The sequence below is a fragment of the Bacillus sp. T33-2 genome, assembly GCF_002860205.1.
In the GTDB taxonomy this organism is placed as follows: Bacteria; Bacillota; Bacilli; order Bacillales; family Cytobacillaceae; genus T33-2.
On sequence record NZ_PGVB01000043.1, the window covers coordinates 1 to 18098 of the forward strand.

The following is an 18098-nucleotide window of genomic DNA, read 5'->3' on the forward strand; positions in this document are numbered from 1 at the left end:
GGAAGCGTGGCGACACGTGGAGCTGACTGATACTAATCGATCGAGGACTTAACCTAAAAGATACAAAGTTCATTAACCTTCTTACAAAAGATTATCCAGTTTTGAGGGAACAAGAAATTTCCTCTTGAAAAAACACACAAGGCATTATAATATATTAAATGTCTTTAAAAATTGTCTGGTGGCGATGGCGAGAAGGCCACACCCGTTCCCATACCGAACACGGAAGTTAAGCTTCTCAGCGCCGATGGTAGTTGGGGGTTCTCCCCCTGTGAGAGTAGGACGCCGCCGGGCACACGAAAACAGCTGATTTTATGTCAGCTGTTCTTTTTGTGCAATGCGTAATCATTCCAATCCTTAGGCACTGGTTAGCACCTTTTCCATTTGTCCGCACTTGCCGTTTCCAGCAGAGGTTTTATAAATCCGGCGCAAGGGAAACATTATGATAGATTATCATTCGCAGGAGATTACCTGACAGAGCGCTCAAAAATGGAACTTATTTGAGTTTCAACCGTAGTATTGTTATCCAGAAAAAGAAACCAATTAATAGTTAAATTTTTTTAATGACCTTTACAACAAGGAGGATACATCATGTACAAAAAAATCATTGCAGCCATCGTGGCGATTGCCGTGGCTTTCTCCCCTGCAGGAAATATTGTTTTTCAGGACCATGACCATATTGCCAGTGCAAAAAGGTATAGTTCCGGGGCAAAGAAATATAGAGGCGGCAACAACTACGATTACAACAACAGGCAAAATAACACCGTAAGAAAAACTGCACCAAGCGAATCTACCGCCAAAAAGAATATCCAAAATCGAAGGGGCTTTATGGGTGGGCTGATGTATGGTGGCCTGGCCGGTTTATTGCTGGGAGGATTGTTTGCCAGCATGGGGCCGCTGGGGCCAATGCTTGGGTTTGCGATCAATATCCTGGGAATATTTTTGTTGTTTGCAATTATCAGAAGGCTCTTTTTCCGCAACCGATATAACAGGGATAGGCAGCAATGGTAAAACGAAAAATATCTGAACAGGATATTGTCGACGCAATTTGTCTATATACAGCAGACAAAAGGCAAATATCGCCCCATGCAGTTGAAGTGGAACTGCTGTATGACGATGATTATGGCTTCTCCGCCGAAACGTTTATAGAGGGCCGAAAACAAATCCTTATTACACAGAATATCATTGAAGCCATCCGGCTTTGGCTTGATCAAGTATTAAACGAGGATCCCTTTTCTGGAATTGAACTGCTGCTTGATGATTCCGAAGGCATAATCGCATTGATAAAATGAAATGGAAATGGGTTCACAGCCCCAATTTTAAGGAATCATTATGGAAAACCGAGTCCGTCCATTTTCTGGATGGGCTTTTTTTAATAATAAGCCGTTGCTTTTTATAGAAATTCATTCAGGTTTTTGCCTGTGTTGGACAAAAAATTTTGGAGAAATAATAAAACAAGCGTACAATTAGTCCATATGAACGATCGTAAAGAGGAGCTATAAAATGAATCAATTACTCACTGTCTATCCTAAAGCAGTGGAACAGACGAAACAGAAAATATTCGGCGACATCGATCTCTATCTGGGAAAGCACAAGTCAATGCCATCTTTTGATGAATATCTTTCCGAAAGAAGACATTACATTGAACAAATCTGGATGAATGTGTGGCTGAATAAATCTACAAACGATGTACCCAAAATACAAAAAAAGGCATTTTTGAATGCCAAGGGATTCGTCACTGAAGCTGTCGACCGTAAGCTTATCAATACGCTATTCAGGAACCAAATGAGGACGTATCAGCCATTCGATGCCATTGCCTGGGTCATTGAAACCTTCTCCCATAAACAAGAGGAGTGGAAAGAAAGATATAAAAATGCCAGGACGGATTTCTTGATAAAGGAGAAGGCGTTAAAGCTTCAGGAAAAAAGAATGGAAGTGCGGAAGGCTATCCAAAGGGTGGCAGAAGACTACCTGGGGCGGAACTATGGGCATCACTACTTGCATGTCAGACATTTTACGGCAAAGCAACTGGTACAGGACTTGGACAACAATCCTAAATACGGGGAAGTTGACACATTCGCACTAGAAGAAAAATTGATTAATGAAGGACGATTTAACGCAGAAGATTATTTTTCACTGTCCGAATTCCTCAATGAATTGACTGGAGATATTCATAAGACCGTCCATTGGGGAAGGAGCTATTATGAATATGAAACGTATTATTTCCGTTATGAGAGACTGATCACGAGCCACTTCTACGAAATAGCTTCATCCGGACTTTTCGAAGATCTCACAAGTGAATTATTGGAAGAATATCATCAAACACATATGGAGCCTTTAGATACAAAAGTGTTAAAGAAGCTCATGGCGGAATCCCTGTCAGCTATTTTTGACCATTATTTATCAATGCTGGAAGAAGAGCATATCCTTGATCTAATAGAACTTGCAGCAATTCCTTTTGATGCTGATGTGCATCGCAGCATCTATGAACAGGATTTGGCGGCCCGTGAACGCCGGAAGGCTCAGAAAGTTGCAGAAGTGGAACGCAAACAGGCCGAGGAGAAACGTATTTTAGACGATATTTTTGGACAGGAATACAGCCCTGCCATCGGCCAAAATATCCGGTATGTACTTCATATCGGGGAAACAAATACTGGTAAAACTCATCATGCTTTAACGCGTATGAAAGATGCAGACAGCGGATTGTATTTGGCACCGCTCCGTCTTTTGGCCCTGGAGGTATATGACAGGCTGAATTCTGAGGGCGTTGTATGTTCATTAAAGACAGGTGAAGAAGAAAAACTAAACGATGGTGCCCAACATTATTCCTGCACTGTCGAAATGTTCCATGAAAAAGATTTTTTTGAGGTAGTCGTTATTGATGAAGCCCAGATGATTGCTGATAAGGACCGTGGATTTTCCTGGTATAAGGCCATTACGAAAGCAAATGCGAGGGAAGTCCATATTATCGGAAGCATGAACATAAAGACAATGATGTTAGAGCTGTTAGGTGATTCAGAAGTCGAGGTTCATGAGTACAGTCGTGAGATTCCTCTTCAAATTGAGAGGAAGGAGTTCAATTTAAACCAAACAAAAAAGGGAGATGCCCTCGTATGCTTTTCGAGGAGGCAGGTTCTTGAAACGGCATCAAGACTGCAAAATAATGGCCACACTGCCAGTATGATTTATGGGAGCATGCCTCCTGAAACGCGAAAAAAACAGATTCAGCGATTTATCGATGGACAGGCAGATGTGATCGTAGCAACGGATGCGATTGGCATGGGCCTTAACTTGCCAATACGCAGGATCGCTCTTTTAGAAAATGAAAAATTTGACGGTACCAGGAGAAGGAGATTAACGTCACAGGAAGTGAAGCAAATAGCTGGACGTGCCGGACGCAAAGGGATTTATGATGTAGGAAAAGTCGCATTTTCCTCTGATATAAAATTAATGAAAAAACTGCTCCAGCAAGAGGACGCCCCCGTGCTGTCATTCGCAATCGCCCCAACAAGCACAGTTTTCGAGCGGTTCCAGAAATATTACCGAAGCCTCGGGACTTTTTTTGAGCTGTGGGAACAATTCGATAGCCCGCAGGGAACAAACAAAGCAACCCTGTCAGAAGAACGGGAGCTATATGAATTAATCAGGGGCAGTGAAATTGAAAGGCGCATGTCGATGATGGACCTGTATGGCTTTTTGCACCTTCCGTTTTCCAAAAAAGAACCTGTCCTTACTCAGCAGTGGCTTGAAACAATGACTGCCATTGTTTCTGGCAGTGAATTGCCAGAACCGGTAATAAAGACTGGGAATCTTGAGGAACTGGAACTATCCTATAAGGCACTGGGCCTTCACCTGCTGTTTTTATATAGACTGGACAAACGCACTGAAGCAGTTTATTGGGAAAGGGTACGCGAAGGTTTGAGTGATGAGGTACATGAATATTTAAAATCGGAAGTAAGGCATTGCACAAAAAAGTGCAGGCATTGCGGAAAAAAACTGCCTGCTGACAGTCCTTTTCAAATATGTAATGATTGCCATTCATGGCGTTATAAAAAAAGGAAGCATACGCACCGCCGATGATTTAAATGGGATCGAAAAAAACGTCAGTCAGAATAGATTCCCCTAAATCCTCAAATTCTAAAGGAAACGCACGGAATGGGGGATAACATGAAATTTGGGTGCCATATCAGCATCAGGGGAGGATATTTAAATGCAGCAAAACACGCTGTTGCGATTAAGGCGGCCGCCTATCAGTTTTTTCCCAAAAATCCCCGGAGCCTTACAATAAAGAAGTTTGATAAAGAAAATGCTGCACTTTGCAAAGAATTTAGCCGGAAGAACGGACTGGTTTCTGTTGCGCATACGCCATACCCGACCAGCCTGACACCTTTAGCTGATAAAAAAGAACTGACAATCAAATCGCTGGTCAATGATTTGGAAATTGCCGATGCCTGCGGCGCTTCGGGTGTGGTCGCCCATTTCGGCAGCCATATCAGTGCAGATGATCCTTTGGCTGGTTATCAGTTGATGATTGAAATGCTGAATTCAGTGCTCGTTAATTGGGAGGGCGATTGCAAAATCCTTCTTGAAAACAATGCCGGAAAGCCCGGCTCTATTGGAACCACTCTTGAGGAATTGGTACAGGTCCGCAATTTATGTGATTACCCAGACAAAGTCGGCTTTTGCCTGGACACATGCCATGCTTTTGCAAGCGGGCTATGGAGAGGGGACAATACGGAGGAACTGTTGGCAAAGGGTAATGAGACAGGCTATTTTAAAGAACTGGTGGCAATCCATTTCAACAATAGCAAATACCCTGCTGAATCTGGCAAGGACCGGCATGCCAATATATTTAAAAATGGCCATATAACAGAAAGGCAGTTTGCAGCCTTGATCGGTTTAGACGCGTTAAAAAATGTCCCGTTTATTCTGGAAACTCCGTCAGACGAGGGAGTTACCCACAAGGAAGAAGTCCGGCTTTTAAATGAAAAGTGGGGATGATTTCAAGTTACGGTCCGAGCAGCTTTACGGAACGGGCGCACCCTTAAAGACTTACAGCCAATCACGGGGAAGGAATTGAGTATATAAACCAAAACGTCCCATAAGATGGTTATAAGGAAATTAAAAGGTGTGATGTGATGGCTGTGCATGTGGTGAAAAGAGGGGATAGCCTTTGGGCAATCTCCCGGAGGTTTGGCGTTTCGATTTCAATGATTGCTGAAGTGAATGGATTGCAGTCCGCTAGTTCAATAGTACCAGGACTCTCTCTGTACATTCCAGACAACCTGTTGCAAAGTCGGTATTATTCCATAAATGCAGGTGATACGTTGTGGCAACTGGCCCGCCGCTTCATTACTAGTGTGCCGGCCATTTTAACAGCGAATCCGGGGATTGATCCCAACCGCTTGTCAATCGGGCAAAGAATCGTGATTCCCTCACCGGTTAAAATGGAAATTGCAACCCTTGGATTCGTTATTCCCTCTTCACCGCAAGCTGTGCTTGGCGAACTTGGACGGTTGGCGGAACACCTTACATATGTGGCGGTGGTTGCTTACACATTTACAGATGAAGGATATGCTTATGTTGAATTGGAGGACCGGGCGATTGTAGACCGGAGCAAGCAATTGGACATCATTCCATTATTAATGATCCGTAACTACAGAAACGGCAATTTCAGCCCTGAACTGGTCGGAAAAGTGCTTGAAAATCCGAATTACCGCAGGAATCTTGCTTTAAGCATTGCAAACCTGGCGAGACAAAGGGGATATGAAGGTGTCAGTATCGATTTTGAATTCATCCCGCCTGCACAGCGTTCTGACTTCATAACGTTTCTGCAGGAACTGAAGCTTGCGCTTGGGGCACTTATTTTACATGTCAATGTGCATGCGAAAACGGAGGATATTCCAACCAATCCTATAATCGGTGCATATGATTACAGGGCAATTGGTGATGTTTCAGATATCGTCGCGGTAATGACCATTGACTATGGGTACCCAGGCGGACCCCCTGATCCGATTGCCCCTGTGTGGTGGGTGGAACAGATCATTCGCTATGCAGTTACCCAGATCACCCGGAATAAACTTCAAATTGCCTTCCCTTTATATGGGTATGACAAGACGGTCCGAACAAATTTGACGAGAGCGCTGTCTGTGCAAGCTGCCCAGAATCTGGCCATTTCGATCGGCGTTGACATCCAATTCGATGCGCGGGCACAATCTCCCTGGTACCGATACTGGCGAGGATCGGAAGAGCATGTTGTCTGGTTCGAGGATATTAGAAGTTTTATAGAAAAATATAGGTTGATTGATATTTATCAAATATATGGCACAACCTATTGGCAGCTTAATCTGGCGGCTCCCCAAAATTGGGCATATGTAGCGGACAATATAAATGCTATGAAAGTTAGGAATTAAGATCCAGCTGTCTTGTTCTCGTTTTTACCCGGAGAACGATGTGCAGGAGGTTCTTTCTTTTAAAAAAGGCTATGTTAAGCTTTAGTGTTGATTCTGGGAATAAAGCTAACCGCCTTCTGAGGAGGGCGGGTAGTTGAGCTAATGTCCTTGTTAGTTGAGTCAACATTGACTTTTTATAGAGATAACTTCAGGATATATTCTTCAACGTCCTCAACTCGTGAATTGGAGTATCCTTTGTCTTCTCCTTTTATCTCAAAGCCACACTTTTCTAATACGCGAATGGAAGCAATGTTATCCTTCGCCGCACGAGCATAAAGGGGGCGAATGGTTATACAATCCAGAAATTGAGAAAGTGCTTCGGTCGTGACACCTTTCCCCCAGTATTCACGTCCGATCCAGTAGCTGACTTCCCGTTCACCGAACTGTTCAAAGCATGAGACATGTCCTGCCACATTTCCACTATAAATTACCGTCTTTTTTATTATCGTCTCATTGTTTAAAATCTTTTCCCAATGTGCCTTAAAAGCAATCTTATCCGACGGGTCCTTAGAAGTAAAGGCAGCCATAAAATTGGCTGTCGTGTCCAACTGCTGTTCAAAAAAAATCAATAGGTCATCTTCGATTACGTCACGCAACAACACGATTTCCACATTACCCTCATTCAAGTAAAATTTTTTTTAAAACCACAGATTAATTTAGACAGTTATATTGAAGTATTCTTTCAGCAAGAAAAAGCTGACCTTCGAAGATTAGTATTTGTCTCTGTTACAGTGAACAGGCAAGAAGTGATTAACATATTTTTCTTATTCGACGCAGTATTCTCATATTCCTTGCTATCTAAGTAACGAAACCAAGCCAAATAATGTTGCAAATATTTTGTTGCAACGCCATTAAAGCGGTCAATCCAACGCTTCAAACGGATATGGTAGCTGTTTACATTCTGAATGTTGTAAACCCCTTTCACACGCTGTTTCCCGTCGGACTTGAAGCGGTAATGGGCTAGACCTTTCGAATTGGCGTAGGAACTGAATGCACTCCATGAATCGGTACAAAGTACATTCGACTCTGATAAATGACCGCCAATAGGCTCATCCAATTTCGTAGTCCGAATACGCCCACGTCCAAGAACGCCGGAAAAAGTCATCTTCTTACGGTCACGGGCGACCAATACACATATTTGGTCGTTGCTGATGCCACGATATTTAGCTTTGCCACCGCGTTTACGGGACTTGCGTTCAGTGAATGTTTCTTTTCCCCTTTTCAGAGTAGAGGAAATAGGTCTCATCCATCTCGATGATACCTTGGAATGATTCCGTTGGAATTCGTTTCAGAGCGGAAAGAATTTTATGCCGCCAATAAAACAGGGTTACATGAGTTACCTCATCATGCAACAACTCGGCACATTTCCTCAGCGAAAAACCCTCAATCATAAATTCAATGAATCGAACCCAAAGGTGAGGTCTTCTGGTGCATTGAAGTGGAGTATTCGTGAGATCGTTACGTTTGACGGCAGGATTTACAGCGATAACGTTGCCGTCTAAGCCCAGTACGGGTTTTAATCACGTATTTTCCAAATCGCACAGCCGAGAGGCTATCACAATGTGGGCAGACTGGATTTCATCGATCGCACGTATAGGAGTAGTCATTCCCGTGATACGAGATTGCAAAAAGTGGAAGAGTTCCAGCTTGCCGCTGTTGTCTAAAGCATCAGCACGCTTTTTCAAATCCTTTAGGTCCATAGGAAAATCATCTCCGAACGATAGTGTTACCTTAATTACAGAACTAACGTTCGAATTTATCGAATATCAACATTGTAATTTAACATAGCCTTTTAAAAAAAGTAAACCGGATGAAAATCCTGTCGCAATACGGTAAAATGTGATTGTCCAAGCAAAATATTGATAAGTTTGACTAAATAAACAAACTTCATTAAAATTCGATTGTATAATCGAATTTTTTAGGAGGGATTCCTTTGGAATATCCAATCTCCGTTTTTATCATGGACGTAACTAACTCATCCTCAGAAGGAATTGGAGAAGAACTCACTCTTTACCTTGATAATATGGTCAGCTGGATAACCCGCTGGACAGAGGGGACAGCCAATGTTAAAGTAAAACACCGCTCAGGGGACGAAATCATTTTCATTGGCGATGACTATGCTTTAGCATATACAATTGCATTTTTTATTGGCCGGGTATGGAAGTATAAAAATAATCAACCATATTTTGGCATGTCATTCGGGCATATCTCCAGGGAATTGGAGTCAATCGACATCGAGAAATGGATCCATCCGCTAGTGAAGCAGGCAAGGCAGGCGAACGATTTGCTGAAAAAAGTAAAGACAAGCCGTCCACAATATCAGTTTGGGCTCGATGAACTTTATTTCTCCGATAAGAATGACACCGCTGGCCTTTATATGGGCGAGCTCCAAAAGCTGATGAATACCATATTGAGAATGCAGCATTTGTACATACAGTCACAGACGCCAATCCAGCAAATGGTATGTTCGTTGTACCTTATTTTCGGGAAACAAAAAGAAGTTGGCCGACTTCTTCACAAAAACCCCTCCACCATTTCCAGCCATTTTAAAAAGGGGGACAGTGAGGAAATTTTGAATGCCTTCAGTGAGATAGTCAGTGTTCTGAACTCATTGCAAAAAAACGCTTACCCTGGCGGATCCAATTCAGATGTACGGATTGAAAATGTGATGAAGGCCATTAAAAGGCATGTGGATGAGAACCTGACAGAGTATTTTGATTTGCCGGATCGGGATGATTGAGGAGGCGAAGCGATGCTTTTACTTGCCATGATTCTGGCACACTTAATTGCTGATTTCTATTTGCAGACGGATAAAATGGTCAAGGATAAAATGAAATATATCGGCAAGCATATGGGCCACCATTTAATTGTACTAGGGATGGTTATATTAGGCTTCTGGGTTTACTATTATGAGTTCAAAGACTTTGTTAAATATCTGTTCCTGCCATTATCGTTTATCCTATTGACCCATTGTATAATTGATATCACAAAAATCAAACTGCTCGATACTATCAAGCATGAAGGAGACGAACATTTAAAAAAGCTTTGTTTCTTTCTTCTAGACCAGTTTTTGCATCTGGCGATGATGATTTTAGCATGTCATATATTCTTTGATATTGAGTTTGCCAGAATAATTGACAGAGTGGTAGAGTTACTGGTGGATGAAGGAGAAAACAGACAATTAAATATAATAAACAAGCTTTTATTTGCCGTGATCATCCTGATTTCTGTAACCACTGTGAGCGGCCATATGATCAGGATTCTGTTAGGATCGCTTCCGAGCCAGCTTCTGACATTTGAAGGGAAGTATGCTTACAAAAATGAAGTGAATGAATCCCTGTGGATGAATAAACAACCAGGGAAAACAGGGTTGACAGAAGAATTAAACTTTATGGTTTTCAATAAACACGATCTATCCCGTGGGAAATTAATCGGGTATATCGAGCGGCTGCTTGTCATTTTACTAACCTATTACAGCGCATACCCAGCGATAGCTTTCATCGTTACCGCGAAATCAATCGCGAGGTTTAAACAGATGGATGACCGGGACTGGGCGGAATATTTCCTGCTTGGAACGCTGACTTCAATGTTCCTGGCCATTGCTTTTGGAATTATTTTAAGAGAAACAATAAATTAGTGGTGAGGAGCATACATTTTGAAATTAGTATCATGGAATGTTAACGGCTTAAGGGCCTGCGCCGGCAAAGGATTTCTGGATTATTTCACAGAAACGGACGCAGATATATTTTGTGTCCAGGAAACAAAATTGCAGGAAGGGCAAATCGATCTTGGCTTGGAAGGCTACCATCATTATTGGAATTACGCTATGCGGAAAGGGTATTCGGGTACAGCGATATTTTCGAAAAAAGAACCTCTTTCGGTGAAGTATGGTATAGGAGCGCCAGAATATGATTCGGAAGGAAGGGCCATCACACTGGAATTTGAGAGCTTCTATCTCGTAAATGTGTATACGCCAAACTCGCAAAGGGACCTGGCACGCCTAGGTTACCGTCTATTATGGGAGGACAAGCTCCGGGAATACCTTGTTGAACTGGATCGGGTAAAACCGGTCATTTTATGTGGTGATCTCAATGTGGCCCATAAGGAGATAGATTTGAAAAACCCGAAATCAAACCAAAAAAACTCCGGTTTTACAGAAGAGGAACGCGGCAAAATGACGGAACTGCTACAAAATGGTTTTGTCGATTCATTCAGGCATCTATATCCGGATAAGGCGGAAGTGTACAGTTGGTGGTCATACATGAGCAAAGTAAGAGAGCGGAACATCGGCTGGCGGATTGATTATTTTATTGTTTCTAGTAAACTCGTAGAATCCATTAAAGATTCCCAGATTCACTCACATGTAATCGGAAGCGACCATTGTCCCGTTTTGCTGGACATCGATTTGGAAACGTAAACAGGGCTGCGAAACACATGAATTCTGTAGTTTAAAGTCAATGTGTTGTCGCGTAAAGCAGTTATTCCTTCATAAATTTGGCGATAATTTTAAAATAACGGGTTTAAAGGAGAATTAAACGTGGACTTTTCAAAACAAGTTGTGGTCGTGACAGGAGCTTCCAATGGAATCGGCCAGGCGGTCGCTATGATGTATGCAAAGCATGGAGCCTATGTGGTTGTAGCTGATGTGGACGCAGAGGCTGGCAACCGCACCGTATCTCAAATTCGGCAACATGGCGGGGAAGCCCTGTTTGTGGAAACCGATGTGCGCAGGGAAGATCATATCATCCATTTAATGGAAACGACCAAAGATGCATACAAGGCAATTCATATATTGATAAACAATGCAGGGAAGGGCCTGTTTAAATCTCCGTATCAATTGGCGATTGAAGAATGGGATGACATCGTTGACACAAACCTGCGCAGCGTCTTTCTCGGTTCCCGTGAAGGAGCCAAATACATGCGTGAAAATGAACGCGGCGGCTCAATTGTGAATATTGCTTCAACAAGGGCATTTATGTCTGAGCCGAATTCAGAAGCTTATGCTGCCACTAAGGGAGGAATTGTCGCGTTAACCCATGCCCTCGCAGCATCACTAAGCCAAGATAATATAACCGTTAACGTTATCTCGCCTGGCTGGATCGAGACAGGTGACTACCAACAGCTCAAGGATGTTGACCATGAGCAGCATTTTTCAAGGCGTGTTGGAAGACCGGAAGACGTCGCACGGGCATGCTTATACTTGACTTCCAAAGAGAATGACTTTGTAAACGGCATTAATTTAACAGTTGACGGAGGCATGACGAAAAAGATGATCTATGAGGAATAAGTTATTCAGCGGCAATTTTTCAGGCTGGTGATTCTTTAGCGGTCAAACAAAAGTTGGACATTTGCAATTAAAAACCCTCCGAACCGGAATCCGGAGGGTTCTTAATTGCCCCCTAAAAAGGCTCCCATCTCACTGTTTTAGCCTTGTTATACCGCCGTTCGACCTCATCCCAATTAACCACATTCCACCAGTTGTCTACATACTTTCCCCTGTTATTTTCATACTGCAAATAATAAGCATGTTCCCATACATCCAGCGGCAGGAGGGGGATAACGTCCCATTGACTTAAATTCTGATGTTTTTCTGCTTGAAGTATTTCGAGGCGATGAGATCTCGGCGACCAGACGAGGATCGCCCAGCCCACCGCCTCGACTGTTTTAGCTGCTTCGGAAAAATGCTGCTTGAACTGCTTAAAGCTTCCAAACGAACGCTCAATTTGCGATAATAGCTCCCTTCTGGGTGTCCCCCCGCCCTGGGGCTTCATTACCGTCCAAAAAATCGTATGCAAATAATGTCCAGCCCCGTGGAATGCTGCTTCCCGTTCCCAATGTTTAATCAACTCGTAATCATTATTACTTCTAGATTTTTCCATTTCCTTTTCGGCTTTATTTAAGCCGTCCACATAACTCTGATGGTGTTTTTGATGGTGAAGCTTCATGATCCTCCTGTCGATGTAAGGTTCAAGTGCATCATAAGGATACGGAAGCGGGGGCAGCCTATGTCCGCCAATCGGTACAGCGGATCCGGCTTCTCCCTGCCTCAATTCAATACTCGCAGCTTCAGAAAGAGACATCCACTGTTCATATAATTGAGATGCTCTTTGTCCTAATTGGCATGCTGTCTCTTCATTCAATAGTCCGCCATTGCTTTTTAGATGGTGAATATCCTCCAGGAAGCCTTCTAATTCATTGCGGAAATCAGCACCCCCGCGTATCTGCCCAAGATTGCTGTTTTTTTCCGATTCTTCCTTTAGAAGGCCAGCCCATTCCATGACCTCGGATAAAAAGCCTTCAAAGGATTGGTCATCTGCCACATTATTCCCTCCCTTACTTCATCCTTTTACTATATGTTCGATATAGTTGGGCTGGGAGTTGTTCTTTAAAGGTTTTTTTGTATAATCCGTTGCTCACTGATGAAATTTACCGGGAGAATTGGGAAAAGATGAAATGGATACCTTAAAAGTAAATTGAGGCGGAAATGAAGTCGTTGGCATTTGGAAGGGAGGGCAGCCGATGCAAATTGATAGGGTGGAAACCTATCCGTTATTACATAAAATTTCAACACCGTATGGCGATGCCAATGGATATAAGCAATATAGAAGCTGTTATTTAATCCGGATCATCACTAAATCTGGCATAGATGGCTGGGGGGAATGCATTGATTGGCTGCCAACCTTGCATTTGGGTTTTACACAAAGGATTATACCTTACATAGTAGGTAAAAATGCGTCAGACAGGCTGAAACTGGTCAGTACGATCAGTAAATTGCATCAGCGGGCAGCGGCGGCAATCAGTATGGCATTAACGGAAATAGCGGCCAAGAGCGCAAATATTTCGGTATGTGATCTGTGGGGAGGAAAACAACGGGATATGATCCCGGTTTATGCCTCGCTACAATCCTATACTGACAAAACGGACTGGATCGATCATTCTCTTCAAGCGGTGGAAAAAACGATGAGGAACGGCTTTAATCAGTTGAAAGTAAAAGTTGGGGGACGAATGATAAAAGAAGACTTCATGCATATTGAAAAAATCCAGGGGAAACTGGGGGAGAAAGTTTGGCTAATACTTGATGCAAATCAAAGCTATGATCTCGCAGCAGCGCGTCAGTGGGAACGTCATTTTTCAAATTGGGACAATGTTCTCTGGATGGAAGAGCCTCTGCCGCTGAATAATTTACGGGAATATCAACTGCTTCGTTCCTGCCTTTCAGTCCCTATTGCTGGAGGAGAAAATCTCAAAAACGCCAAAGAATTTTTAAAACTGCTTATGAATAATTCGTTTGATATGATTCAGCCGGACATTCTGCATGGGAAGGGAGTGGAGGATTTCAGGGATTCATTGCAGCTTGCCCGCCACTTTGGAGCAAGAGTATCACCACATAGCTATGATGGGTCAGTTTCCAGATTGCATACATTATTTTGCCAGGCTGTCCTGTCTTCATGGACGAAAATGGACGGAGAAAAAATTGAGCCTTTGGAATGGGATGTAATGGAAAATCCATTTTCCGATCTCGTACCTATAAAGCCTATAAGCGGAAAAGTCTCTGTCCCGGACGGAACGGGCATCGGGGTTGAGGTTGATACAGAGTTAATTCATGCTTATCTCTGGGACGGGAGCACTTATTGAACGGGTTCTCATACTCAATGTAGATATTTAACAAATGGGGGACAATAATGAACGGAGGTGCTATAAATGGACGATTTTCAGAAAATGGAGCAATTACTCCGCAATTATGGCTACCCTGAGGATGCCATCGAACGCTTGTTGGACGACGTTGCAGATATGGGATACGAACAGGCTGAAAAGAGGCTAATGCCATACCGGGACATTACAGCTGAAAAATATAAGCCTGGCCATGAAGGAAAGGGAACAGAAAATGAATGATATTGATGAACAGAAATGTATATTTGAGTCCTTTGACGATAATGGAAATATGGTACTAAAAGGAGAAGTGACCGGAGAGTCTGAGGTTCATTTTTATGATGACTTAAAATTAAAATCCGTTATAGCCTTGCTGAATTCAGTTGACCAAAAGAATTTTAATCGATCTGGAAGAACAAATTTATTCCACGGGTTGTTAAAAGAAATAGAAGATATGATACATGAATTGAAAACCTTCGAGGAATTTCAGGGAAAAACACATTAGCTGATAAAATACAAAAAGACCGCAAACTGATAAGGATTGCGGTCTTTTTGGGGAACATTTTACATTAACGCTGTTTACTCCAGGTTAGCATGCCTTCCAAACATGTTTGCCGAATTCAAACCTTTTTGCTCCATCAACCTCAGTATCACAGCATCGAAAAATAATAAGAGGGTCTGTTCAAATAGTGCCCCCATTGGCTGTACCGTGGGATGGCCACTATCAGATTGTTCTTTTGGCGTACCGGGCAAAGTGATTTTGAGTTGCGCTAAATTACCGATGGTGGAAGCAGGGAAAATAGTCACTGCCGCAACGGTTCCACCTATTTTTTTTGCCTTCTGTGCCATCGAAACCAGACTGGCCGTCTCGCCGGAACCAGACCCGATGATTAGCAGATCCTCTTGTTCAAAGTTACGAGTGATTGTTTCGCCTACCACATATGATTCGATTCCCATGTGCATAAGCCTCATAGCAAATGCCCTTGCCATCAGCCCCGATCTGCCTGCCCCGGCAACGAAAACTTTCTTTGAACCAAGGATAGATTCCAGAAGAATCTCCACTTCTTCATCACGTATTGAAGCGGATGAACGGCTTAATTCGTCCAGTATTTTTGAATAATATTCAGAAGTATTCATCGTTTATACCTGTTTGATCATTCGATGCATTTCAGCGGCAGCTTCTTTCATATTTTCATGCCCTGTGATTCCGCCTCCAACAATGACGAGGTCTGGTTGTGCCTCTATCACTTCAGGAAGGGTGTCCAGCTTAATTCCTCCGGCAATCGCCGTCTTCGCATTTGTTACGACCCGTTTTATGGCTAAAAGGTCCTCAAAGGAGTTTTTTCCGACCGCCTGGAGATCATAGCCAGTATGGACACAGATATAGTCCACCCCGAGTGCATCAACCTCTTTGGCACGTGCTTCGAGGTCCTTTACAGCAATCATATCCACAAGAATTTTTTTGTTTTGTTTTCTTGCTTCCTCGACAGCTCCCCTTATGGACTCATTTTCTGCTGCACCCAGTATTGTTATGATATCGGCACCTGCTTCTGATGCCTTCATGACTTCGTATCCTGCAGCATCCATGATCTTAAGGTCTGCCAATACTTGAAGAGCAGGGAATTCGTTCTTGATTTCCCTGACAGCTTTAAGGCCTTCATTAATAACTACCGGTGTTCCAATTTCTACTATATCAATGTATTCCTGGACTTCTTTGACAACTTGTTTGGCCTCAGGAATATTTACAAGATCCAGTGCTAATTGTAATTCCATGATCTTCCCCCCACGGATAAACTTTTAAATAGGTGTAACAGTAGTAATATAACCATTAGACCGATTTAGTTACGCTGTGGAGATTGCCTTAAATTTGATATTATGGAATGAAATTTCGAGAAAGGCAGGCATCGCACAGAACCGTATGTTGGGAACAAAAAAAGTTGCCAAGAAATGCAGGCAACTTTGTGATTCAATTAATTATTGATAAAATCCTCTAAAAATGCAGCTGTTTCTTCTATATTATTGAAGTGCTTTACCTTTTGGCCTGTTCGGTCCTGCAATCGAAAGCGGGCCGCAGACCTGGAGTAGCTGACAGATATTTCTTCCTCATCCTTGTTGGTAATCTTGTGTGTGACATGGGATTCTAGGTACGGCGATTTTTGAAGTTCCTGGAGCATTTTGTTAATATTCATAACATTAATATTCATCATCCCCTTCCCTTATTAGGGCGGAACTAAAAAGCAAAGCGACCCATAATAGTTCTTCACTTTTAACTCTATACACAAGCGGTGTCGAAAGCAAGGTATTTTCGGCCCATTTACATTAGAAAATCCGCCTTGTTTTCAGAAAAAACTCTACTTAATGAATCTTGTAACTGGGTACAATGTTGTGTTTTCTGTCTTCATACATGCTTCATTTAATAGATTATCGTACATTCCTGTCTGCTTTTTGTCCACAATAACAACGTGAACTATTTATTCTTAATACTGAGGTGAATGAAATGCCTTGCCGATCGAGTGAAGAATTACAGGAACTAGTTGAAGAAGCCAAAAAATGTACGAAGCATGGAAAAGTTGCAGATTATATCCCGGCTTTGAAAAAGGCCCGCCAGCATGATTTATCAGTAGCGATTTCCCATCCTGACGGTACGTGCATATCTGCCGGGGACATCGAGGACAAGATTACTTTGCAGAGTATTTCGAAGGTGCTTGCATTGGCATTTGCCTTGATGGATTGCGGTGAGGAACGGGTGTTCAGCAAGGTTGGCTATGAACCTACAGGAGACCCATTCAATTCAATCATAAAACTTGAGATAAGCAATGCTTCCAAACCGCTTAATCCGATGATTAACGCTGGCGCATTGGCTGTTACCCATATGATTAAGGGCAGCTCAATCGAAGAAAGGTTTAAGCGGATCCTTGAGTTCGTCCGCGGGCTTGCAGGCAATCCCGATATCACCTACTCGGAGGAAGTGGCGAAGTCAGAGTTTGATACTGCATTTTTAAATCGGTCGCTCTGTTACTTTATGAAGCAGAATAGTGTAATAGATGAGGATGTAGAAGATCTGATTGAACTTTATACAAAACAATGTGCCATTGAAATGGACTGCCTGGACCTCGCCAGGATAGGCACTGTTTTCGCTATGGACGGGGAAGAACCGGTAACGGGAAGAATGTTAATCCCCGCTGATGTGGCGAGATTGTGCAAGACGCTAATGGTGACATGCGGGATGTACAATGCTTCCGGGGAATTTGCCGTCAGGGTGGGAATTCCCGCAAAAAGCGGTGTTTCAGGGGGGATAATGGGGTCTTTTCCGAACCGGTTTGGAATCGGAATATTTGGCCCTGCCCTTGATGAGAGGGGCAACAGCATTGCCGGGTTGAAATTACTGGAGCTATTATCCGGCAGATATAAATTAAGCATTTTTTAATCCTTGGACTGAAAACATTGAAAGACATGCCTGGTGGAATGAATCCAAAAAGGCATGTCTTTATCATCATTTAGGAGTTGGCAAACTCTTTTACCTGTTCCTCAGGAATGAAACCTACCGATCGGTTTGTCTCTTTCCCGTTCTTTATTTGAACAAGCGTCGGAATACTCATGATACCAAACCGGCTGGCAAGGTCTGGAGCTTGATCCACGTCCACATAAAAGAAATCAACTGACTTTTCCTGCTCAGCAACCGCAGAGACCACCGGCCTCAATTGTCGGCAGCCTGGTCACCAATCCGCCCCAAATTCTAGAATGACTGGCTTGTCTGCATTTTCCACAAGCGCTTCGTAATCTGCGTTTTTTATTGCTTTTACCACCTTGATTCACCTCTTTTCAATAATTGTAAAACGTGGTACTTCCAAAATGTCACAGTCCTGCTGACACTATAGAAAATACCATTGCATTTTGGGAATCAAGCATTAACTGTTCCCTTTATTAGTAATTGTCTTGTTAGCCGCCTTACATACAACGATATCAAAATACCGCTTTTGCAAGCCAGCAATAGGTACT

19 protein-coding genes, 1 rRNA gene and 1 pseudogene are annotated in these 18098 nt (G+C 42.8%); 14 read left to right on the top strand and 7 right to left on the bottom strand.

Going from position 1 to position 18098, the window contains the following annotated elements:
- The first annotated feature begins 174 nt into the window (after nt 1-174).
- The 6 genes from rrf to CVD19_RS21845 all read left to right on the top strand — a co-directional run bounded on the left by rrf (nt 175) and on the right by CVD19_RS21845 (nt 6410).
- Nucleotides 175-291: ribosomal RNA gene (rrf, locus tag CVD19_RS21820) — 5S ribosomal RNA — on the top strand.
- A gap of 297 nt (nt 292-588) precedes the next feature.
- Nucleotides 589-1008 carry a hypothetical protein gene (locus CVD19_RS21825; protein WP_101585296.1) on the top strand — a complete coding sequence of 140 codons (420 nt, stop codon included), beginning with the start codon at nt 589-591 and terminating at the stop codon, nt 1006-1008.
- Entirely contained in the window at nt 1002-1289 is a 288-nt protein-coding gene (locus CVD19_RS21830; RefSeq protein WP_101585297.1) for a YxcD family protein, read from the top strand. The genes CVD19_RS21825 and CVD19_RS21830 overlap by 7 nt, the downstream gene beginning before the upstream one ends.
- 211 nt (nt 1290-1500) lie before the next feature.
- Nucleotides 1501-4077, top strand: a complete 2577-nt coding sequence (locus CVD19_RS21835) for a helicase-related protein (protein ID WP_101585298.1) — start codon at nt 1501-1503, stop codon at nt 4075-4077.
- 87 nt (nt 4078-4164) lie between these two features.
- Nucleotides 4165-4998, top strand: a complete 834-nt coding sequence (locus CVD19_RS21840) for a deoxyribonuclease IV (protein ID WP_101585299.1) — start codon at nt 4165-4167, stop codon at nt 4996-4998.
- Between the two features lie 137 nt (nt 4999-5135).
- On the top strand, nt 5136-6410 hold the full coding sequence (locus CVD19_RS21845) for a LysM peptidoglycan-binding domain-containing protein (RefSeq protein WP_101585300.1): 1275 nt from the start codon (nt 5136-5138) through the stop codon (nt 6408-6410).
- Nucleotides 6411-6583: 173 nt separating this feature from the next.
- Here the strand turns inward: CVD19_RS21845 and CVD19_RS21850 are convergent, their stop codons facing one another.
- Nucleotides 6584-7060, bottom strand: a complete 477-nt coding sequence (locus tag CVD19_RS21850; RefSeq protein ID WP_180953742.1) for a GNAT family N-acetyltransferase — start codon at nt 7058-7060, stop codon at nt 6584-6586.
- Nucleotides 7061-7131: 71 nt separating this feature from the next.
- Nucleotides 7132-8149, bottom strand: a pseudogene (locus CVD19_RS21855) (IS1595 family transposase).
- 233 nt (nt 8150-8382) lie between these two features.
- Here CVD19_RS21855 and CVD19_RS21860 point away from each other — a divergent pair.
- The 4 genes from CVD19_RS21860 to CVD19_RS21875 all read left to right on the top strand — a co-directional run bounded on the left by CVD19_RS21860 (nt 8383) and on the right by CVD19_RS21875 (nt 11736).
- Nucleotides 8383-9189 (top strand): hypothetical protein, encoded by an 807-nt coding sequence (locus CVD19_RS21860; RefSeq protein WP_101585302.1) that lies wholly within the window; start codon nt 8383-8385, stop codon nt 9187-9189.
- A 12-nt stretch (nt 9190-9201) separates the two neighbouring features.
- The gene (locus CVD19_RS21865) at nt 9202-10086 is read left to right on the top strand and encodes a DUF3307 domain-containing protein (RefSeq protein ID WP_101585303.1); all 885 of its coding nucleotides are present in this window, start codon (nt 9202-9204) and stop codon (nt 10084-10086) included.
- Nucleotides 10087-10104: 18 nt separating this feature from the next.
- Nucleotides 10105-10866 carry an exodeoxyribonuclease III gene (locus CVD19_RS21870; protein WP_101585304.1) on the top strand — a complete coding sequence of 254 codons (762 nt, stop codon included), beginning with the start codon at nt 10105-10107 and terminating at the stop codon, nt 10864-10866.
- 120 nt (nt 10867-10986) lie between these two features.
- Nucleotides 10987-11736 (top strand): glucose 1-dehydrogenase, encoded by a 750-nt coding sequence (locus CVD19_RS21875; protein WP_101585305.1) that lies wholly within the window; start codon nt 10987-10989, stop codon nt 11734-11736.
- Nucleotides 11737-11848: 112 nt separating this feature from the next.
- Here the strand turns inward: CVD19_RS21875 and CVD19_RS21880 are convergent, their stop codons facing one another.
- A complete protein-coding gene (locus CVD19_RS21880) occupies nt 11849-12769 on the bottom strand; it encodes a superoxide dismutase (RefSeq protein WP_257985241.1) in 921 nt (306 codons plus the stop codon).
- A 199-nt stretch (nt 12770-12968) separates the two neighbouring features.
- Here CVD19_RS21880 and CVD19_RS21885 point away from each other — a divergent pair, with 199 nt between their 5' ends.
- The 3 genes from CVD19_RS21885 (at nt 12969) to CVD19_RS21895 (ending at nt 14604) form a co-directional block, all read left to right on the top strand.
- Complete coding sequence (locus CVD19_RS21885; RefSeq protein ID WP_101585306.1) at nt 12969-14084, top strand: mandelate racemase/muconate lactonizing enzyme family protein; 1116 nt, start codon at nt 12969-12971, stop codon at nt 14082-14084.
- A 66-nt stretch (nt 14085-14150) separates the two neighbouring features.
- Nucleotides 14151-14342: a hypothetical protein gene (locus CVD19_RS21890; protein WP_101585307.1), complete on the top strand. Its 192-nt coding sequence runs from the start codon at nt 14151-14153 to the stop codon at nt 14340-14342.
- Nucleotides 14335-14604, top strand: coding sequence for a hypothetical protein (locus CVD19_RS21895; RefSeq protein ID WP_101585308.1), 270 nt, complete (start codon nt 14335-14337; stop codon nt 14602-14604). The genes CVD19_RS21890 and CVD19_RS21895 overlap by 8 nt, the downstream gene beginning before the upstream one ends.
- A 74-nt stretch (nt 14605-14678) precedes the next feature.
- Here CVD19_RS21895 and hxlB read toward each other — a convergent pair whose 3' ends face one another.
- The 3 genes from hxlB to CVD19_RS21910 all read right to left on the bottom strand — a co-directional run bounded on the left by hxlB (nt 14679) and on the right by CVD19_RS21910 (nt 16303).
- Nucleotides 14679-15236, bottom strand: coding sequence for a 6-phospho-3-hexuloisomerase (gene hxlB / locus CVD19_RS21900; RefSeq protein ID WP_101585309.1), 558 nt, complete (start codon nt 15234-15236; stop codon nt 14679-14681).
- A 3-nt stretch (nt 15237-15239) separates the two neighbouring features.
- Entirely contained in the window at nt 15240-15872 is a 633-nt protein-coding gene (hxlA, locus tag CVD19_RS21905) for a 3-hexulose-6-phosphate synthase (protein WP_101585310.1), read from the bottom strand.
- A 197-nt stretch (nt 15873-16069) separates the two neighbouring features.
- Nucleotides 16070-16303 carry a hypothetical protein gene (locus CVD19_RS21910; RefSeq protein ID WP_101585311.1) on the bottom strand — a complete coding sequence of 78 codons (234 nt, stop codon included), beginning with the start codon at nt 16301-16303 and terminating at the stop codon, nt 16070-16072.
- A 293-nt stretch (nt 16304-16596) separates the two neighbouring features.
- Between CVD19_RS21910 and glsA the strand changes: the two genes are divergently transcribed.
- Complete coding sequence (gene glsA, locus CVD19_RS21915) at nt 16597-17526, top strand: glutaminase A (protein WP_101585312.1); 930 nt, start codon at nt 16597-16599, stop codon at nt 17524-17526.
- 70 nt (nt 17527-17596) lie between these two features.
- On the opposite strand, the gene CVD19_RS21920 is transcribed toward glsA, so the two are convergent.
- Nucleotides 17597-17800, bottom strand: a complete 204-nt coding sequence (locus CVD19_RS21920) for a thioredoxin family protein (protein WP_257985243.1) — start codon at nt 17798-17800, stop codon at nt 17597-17599.
- Nucleotides 17801-18098 lie beyond the last annotated feature (298 nt).